We start from the raw sequence: 5,000 nt of genomic DNA, 5'->3' as shown, positions 1-5,000 counted from the left end.
GGCCAGCAGGGCGCGAACGACGGCGTTGTTCAGGCCGTGGCCGGCCAGGACGCCTTCGAAACGGCCAATGATCGGCGAGCCGAGCACATAGAGATCGCCGATCGCGTCCAGCGCCTTGTGGCGCACGAATTCGTCAGGACGCCGCAGGCCTTCGGGATTGAGGATCCGGTCGCCGTCGATGACCACGGCGTTGTCCATCGAGCCGCCACGGGCCAGGCCGATGGCGCGCAGGGCCTCGACATCGCGCACGAAGCCGAAGGTCCGGCAGTTGGACAGTTCCTCGCGGAAGCTGTCCTCGTCGATGACCAAGTCGACGCGCTGGTGGCCGATGGCTTGGCTGGTGAAGTCGATCTCGAAGGCGACCTCGAAACGGTCGGACGGCGTCAGGCTGGCCAGCTTGTCGCCCTCCTCGACCACGATCGGGGCGAGGATTTCAATGTAACGGCGGTGAACGTCCTGGCGGCGGCGGCCGGCCCGGTCGAGAATCTGCACGAAAGGCTCGGAGGAGCCATCCATGATCGGCACTTCCGGACCGTCCAGTTCGACGACGCAATTGTCGATCGACAGGGCGGCCAGGGCGGCCATCAGATGCTCGATGGTCGAGACGCGCACGTCGGCGGCGTTGTTGATGACGGTGCCCAGTTGGGTCTGGCAGACGGCGTCGGCCGTCACGGGCACGCGGTTGTCACGGTCGGTGACGTCCGTGCGGACGAACAGCACCCCGGCGTCGGCCGCCGCCGGACGCACCGCCACGCGGACGTGCTCGCCGGTGTGCAGGCCGATGCCGGCGAAGATCACTGGCCCGGCGACCGTATGCTGATAATGAGCCGAAACCGACACGTGGAACCCTTACTTCGCTACTCGAGGACGGCGCTAGACCACCGCCTTCTCGCCCCGTGTACCATTTAGAGACGATGTTGCGGCGCGGCAAAGCAAGTCCTGTTTCGGATTGTTACCCTACTAAGCACCTGAAAAAAAACAGCTTTCAACGTTCAGGAAAGGTGAATTCCATGCCTCTCGCGCGCCACGGGAACGCCTCGCGCACGAATGGACCTCAACCCCTGGCATCGGGCGCACGCCCTCGCTAGGCTGCCGGCGCTTTTACGCGTTGAAACAGGAAACGCCTTCGATGACCAAGACCTTGCGCATCGCCGCCTCCGCCCTTGCCCTGTCGCTCGCCGCCTTCGCCCTCGCGCCCGCGGCCCAGGCCGCCCGCCCCTTCACCGCCCTGGACATGGTCAAGCTCGACCGGGTCAGCGATCCGCGCATCTCGCCCGACGGCCGCTATGTGCTCTACGCCGTGCGCACGATGGACTTTCCGGCCAACCGCGCCGCGATGTCGCTGTGGATCGCCGACCTGAAAGCCAAGGCGCCCCCGCGCCGGCTGGCCGTGTCGGACGGCGGCGTCAGCGCCGGGCGCTGGTCGGCGGACGGCAAGGCCATCTATTTCGTCTCCAGCCGGGCCGGCGGGCTCGACCAGGTGTTCCGAACCGACGTCGCCGGCGAAGCCGCCGTCCAGGTGACCAGCGCCCCGTTCGATGTCGGGGCCTACAAGGTCGCCGACGACGGCAAGACCATCGTCATCAGCCAGGCGGTGTTCCCCGATTGCGCGGATCTCACCTGCACCCAGGACCGCCTGGCGGCCAAGGCGACCGCCAAGACCACCGGCGTGGTCTACGACAAGCTGTTCATCCGCCATTGGGACACCTGGAACGACAAGACCCAGAACCACCTGTTCGCCTTCGCCCTCGACGCCACGGGCGCGGCGACCGGACAGCCGGTCGACCTGATGGCCGGTTTCGACGGCGACAGCCCCACCAAGCCCTTCGGCGGCGACGAGGACTTCGCCATCGCCCCCGACGGCAAGTCGGTCGCCTTCTCGGCCAAGATCGCGGGCCGCGACGAGGCCTGGCAGACCAATTACGACGTCTGGAGCGCCCCGCTGGACGGCTCGGCCAAGCCGGCCAACCTGACCCCCGGCAACAAGGCCTGGGACACGGCGCCCGTGTTTTCTGCAGCCGGCAAGTGGGCTGCCTATCGCGCCATGAAGCGCCCGGGCTTCGAGGCCGACCGCTTCGGGATCATTCTGCGTGACCAGGCCTCAGGCCAGGAACGCGAACTGGCGCCGGCCTGGGACCGCTCGGCCGACGCCGTCGCCTGGAGCCGGGACGGAAAGACGATCTATGCCCTGGCCCAGGACGTCGGTCAGACCCGACTGTTCGCCATCGACGTGAAGACGGCCAAGGTCACCGCCCTGACCGGCGACGGCCATGTCAGTGGTTTCGACGTCGGACCCCAGGGCCTGGTCTATGCCCATGACACCCTCAAGGGGCCGGCCCAGCTCTACAGCCTGCCGGCCAAGGGCGGCGCGCCGATGAAGCTGACCGACCTCAACAGCGACGCCCTCAAGGACGTGGCCATGGGCGAGGCCGAGCAGTTCAGCTTCCCCGGCTGGAACGGCGAGACGGTGCATGGCTATCTGGTCAAGCCGGCCGATTTCGACCCGGCCAAGACCTATCCGGTCGCCTTCCTGATCCATGGCGGGCCGCAGGGCAGCTTCGGCAACCTGTTCCACTATCGCTGGAACGCCCAGACCTATGCCGGCGCCGGCTATGCCGTGGTGATGATCGATTTCCACGGCTCCACCGGCTATGGCCAGGCCTTCACCGACGCCATCAGCCAGCACTGGGGCGACCGGCCGCTGGAAGACCTGCAGAAGGGCTGGAGCCACGCCCTGGCCAAGTATCCGTTCCTCGACAAGGACCGCGCCTGCGCCCTGGGCGGCTCCTATGGCGGCTTCATGGTCAACTGGATCGCCAGCCAGTGGAAAGAGCCGTGGAAGTGCCTGGTCAATCACGACGGGATCTTCGACGCCCGGTTCATGGGCTATTCCACCGAAGAGCTGTGGTTCAGCGAGTGGGACAATGGCGGTACGCCGTGGGAACCCAATACGACCTACGCCAAGTTCAATCCCGCCGACCATGTGGCCGACTGGAGCGTGCCGATGATGGTCGTCCAGGGCCAGAACGACTATCGCGTGCCCCTGGAACAGGGCATCGCCAGCTTCACCGCCCTGCAGCGCAAGGGCGTGCCCAGCCAACTGCTCTACTATCCCAACGAGAACCACTGGGTGCTCAAGGCCCAGAACTCGGTGCAGTGGCACAGCGAGGTGCAGGCCTGGCTGGATCGCTGGACGAAGAAATAGGCGGAGCCCTCCCCGCCCGGGAGCGCTCAGGTCATCAAAGCCGGCCCGTCGCCACCGACCAGGTGAGGCGGGCCTTTTTTTCGAGTTCGGACGGGGCCCGGCCGGCGACCAGCCCCCGGGCCAGGGCCGCCGTGGCCACGGCGGGAAAGGCGGCGATCGGCAGGCCGCGCGCCTCGGTCCGCGCCAGGCGAAGCTGGGCGGCGACGCGCGCCGACACTTCAGCTTGCGTCCAGGCCGGCGGCAAGCGCTGTAGGCGCGACAGACCGGCCAGGCCATAGGCCCGGGCCGCGCCCTTGACTGCGTGAGGATCGGAGGACGGGTCCAGCCGTCGCGCCACCAGCACCGCCCAGGCCCCGGCCGTGGCGTCGACATAGGCCAGCACCCGCGCCTCGTCGGCCAGGGGCGCCTCATCAAGGTCGGACAGGCGCGCCTCGGCCATGGCCGCCAGGGCCACAGGATCCAGGTCGGCGGCCGCCACGGCCTCGACCGTGGGATGCTTGCGCGGCGCCTTGCCGAGGGCCAGCTCGTCCATCGCCTCGCGCCACCAGGTCAGGCGGATCTCACCCATCAGGGCGTTCGTGACCCCGCCAGCCACGCGGGCCAGCTCGTAGTTGAAGGCGGTCAGGGCGATCACGTCGCCGCGGGCGGCGGGATCGGCGATGAACCGGCTAGCCAACCAGCGGTCTGGATCGACGCGGCGGACGAGATCGTCGAGGGTTTCGGTGTCGGTCATGGTCTCAACGAAAAGGGCCCGCCGAAGCCTGGCGGGCCCTTCCCATATCTGATTTTCAGCCGAACGGCTTAGCCGAACAGCGTCTGGTTCATCGCCATCGTGGCCAGCATCGGCAGGCTGAGCAGGGTGTTGATGCGCGAAAACAGCATGGCGGTGCGGGCCGACTTGGCCTTGGTGTCGGCGTCGGCTTCAACGATGCCCAGGGCCCGCTTCTGGTTGGGCCAGATCACGCCCCAGACATTGATGAACATGATCGTGGCCAGCCACATGCCGGTGCCGATGAAGGTGTAGCGGGCGTCGACCGAAGGCGTGAAGCCGCCGGCCAGGCCCAGGGTGAATGCCTCGACGAAATAGTTGCGGCTGATGGCCAGGATCACGCCCATCACCCAGGTGGCGAGGGCCGCCCAGCGGAACCAGAACAGGGCCTCGGGCGCGATGTACTTGCTGACCGCCGGCTTCAGTTCGGCCGGGATCTGCGGCATGACGCGGATCTGGACGAAGTTGAAATAGTACAGCAGGCCGATCCAAAGGATGCCGAAGAATACGTGCAGGAAGCGGTACACCGCCTCGAAGAAGACCAGCCCGCCACCAGCGTGCATGAAATAGCCGGCGATCATCACCAGCGCCAAGATGCTGCTGACGATGAAGGTATTGCGGAAGTTCGATAGTAGCGCGGCCATGTTTTCTGCCCCTCAGCCCAAACGTGAGGCGCAGGTATAGGACCGTTCGAAGAGTCGGAAAATAGCTACAAATATTGCGGGTATTGCGGAGGGGCGGAAGGCGCGCGCCTCAGACGGCGATCAGGGCCGCAGCCAGGCGCCGGCCTTCGCTGGCCAACACGTTATAGGTGCGCGCGGCGGCTCGCGTGCTCATGAACTCAAGACCCAGGCCGGCGTCCTTCAAGGCGTCGCGAACCTCGCGCGGCGGCAAGGCGTTGTTCAGGCCCATGCCCAGGAGCACGAACTCGACCGCGCCGCCGGCCGCGAACACCGGCGCGAAGGCGGCCGGGGTCAGGTCGGTCAGGGAGGTCACGCTCCAGGCCTGGGGCTGGTCGTCGAGGAT

At 67.1% G+C, this 5,000-nt stretch carries 5 protein-coding genes (1 of these 5 running past the window's edge); 1 reads left to right on the top strand and 4 read right to left on the bottom strand.

All coding sequences use genetic code 11. The annotated features are described in order from the left end of the window. A protein-coding gene (gene lpxC, locus CSW58_RS03965) for a UDP-3-O-acyl-N-acetylglucosamine deacetylase (RefSeq protein WP_099446397.1) crosses the window boundary here: on the bottom strand, positions 1-840 show its 5' portion. 57 nt of this gene lie to the left of the window's left edge; only the first 840 of its 897 coding nucleotides appear in the window; it begins with the start codon at positions 838-840; its stop codon lies off the left edge, out of view. Between the two features lie 289 nt (positions 841-1,129). Here lpxC and CSW58_RS03960 point away from each other — a divergent pair, with 289 nt between their 5' ends. After that, on the top strand, positions 1,130-3,205 hold the full coding sequence (locus CSW58_RS03960; protein ID WP_099446396.1) for a S9 family peptidase: 2,076 nt from the start codon (positions 1,130-1,132) through the stop codon (positions 3,203-3,205). Between the two features lie 34 nt (positions 3,206-3,239). On the opposite strand, the gene CSW58_RS03955 is transcribed toward CSW58_RS03960, so the two are convergent. From CSW58_RS03955 to CSW58_RS03945, 3 genes are all read right to left on the bottom strand, one after another. Then, the gene (locus CSW58_RS03955; RefSeq protein ID WP_099446395.1) at positions 3,240-3,938 is read right to left on the bottom strand and encodes a squalene/phytoene synthase family protein; all 699 of its coding nucleotides are present in this window, start codon (positions 3,936-3,938) and stop codon (positions 3,240-3,242) included. Positions 3,939-4,006: 68 nt separating this feature from the next. Continuing rightward, positions 4,007-4,618, bottom strand: a complete 612-nt coding sequence (locus tag CSW58_RS03950; protein WP_099446394.1) for a urate hydroxylase PuuD — start codon at positions 4,616-4,618, stop codon at positions 4,007-4,009. 109 nt (positions 4,619-4,727) lie between these two features. Then, on the bottom strand, positions 4,728-5,000 hold a 273-nt coding region (locus CSW58_RS03945; protein WP_099446393.1), incomplete at its 5' end, for an Mth938-like domain-containing protein.

This window comes from Caulobacter sp. B11 (genome assembly GCF_002737765.1).
Taxonomy (GTDB): Bacteria; Pseudomonadota; Alphaproteobacteria; order Caulobacterales; family Caulobacteraceae; genus Caulobacter.
This window is presented reverse-complemented; position numbering and strand designations above follow the sequence as displayed.